Raw genomic sequence first — 549 nt, 5'->3', positions numbered from 1 at the left:
GATCCGGTTGAGGGCGCAGAACCTAACAACTGGCAATCGAAGTTTGGAGGCAATGCTTGGGAATTGGATGACGCGACAGGGCAGTACTACTTGCACCTTTTTGCTAAAGAGCAGGCGGATTTGAACTGGGAAAACCCAGTTGTGCGTGAAGAAGTCAAAGAAGTCATCAGTTTCTGGGCAGACAAAGGCGTGGATGGTTTCCGTCTCGACGTCATCAACCTGATTTCTAAACAGCAAGACTTCCCAAGTGATGATATTGGCGATGGCCGTCGTTTCTATACGGATGGTCCTCGTGTGCACGAATATCTGCAAGAAATCAGCGAAGCCGTGTTTCAAAAGTACGGCAGCGTGACGGTGGGGGAAATGTCTTCGACCACGCTAGAGCACTGCCAGCAATACTCTTCATTAGATGGCAAAGAGCTGTCGATGGTGTTCAATTTTCACCACCTGAAAGTCGATTATCCGAATGGTGAAAAATGGACCAAAGCGCCGTTTGATTTCATTCAGTTAAAGCAGATCTTCAACCATTGGCAAACGGGCTTAAATGGC

At 47.9% G+C, this 549-nt stretch carries 1 protein-coding gene; it reads left to right on the top strand.

Features of this window, described 5'->3' with window-relative positions; genetic code table 11:
• Positions 1-549: alpha-amylase family glycosyl hydrolase (locus R7Q46_RS29500; protein WP_318078629.1), on the top strand; the 549-nt coding region annotated here is incomplete at both ends.

This window comes from Vibrio sp. 811 (genome assembly GCF_033339195.1).
This window is presented reverse-complemented; position numbering and strand designations above follow the sequence as displayed.